Genomic DNA, 252 nt, shown 5'->3' with positions numbered 1-252 from the left:
CGCCAAGCATCTTATCGGCCTCAACATCAAGGAATCTTTGAAGGAACTCGGCATCGAGACCGTGGCCTACCGGCCCGCTCGCGGGTGGGAAAAGGGCGCCGAGGAACACCTCTTCCACATCCTCGACAAAACCGTGGTCAATCGGCTTCCCGGCGCGACAGGCCGCTCGGTCGCCGAGCGTATGAAGTACGATGCCGAGCTGCAGAAGGCGATGCCGAAGATGACATTGCCGCAGATCCGAGGCTTCCTCAC

At 60.7% G+C, this 252-nt stretch carries 1 protein-coding gene; it reads left to right on the top strand.

The window, feature by feature from the left end; translation table 11 throughout:
• The coding region (locus tag EOD29_RS36375; protein ID WP_164764037.1) for a hypothetical protein at window positions 1-252 on the top strand (252 nt) is incomplete at both ends.

It is taken from the genome of Mesorhizobium sp. M1A.T.Ca.IN.004.03.1.1 (assembly GCF_003997555.1).
GTDB lineage: Bacteria > Pseudomonadota > Alphaproteobacteria > Rhizobiales > Rhizobiaceae > Mesorhizobium.
This window is presented reverse-complemented; position numbering and strand designations above follow the sequence as displayed.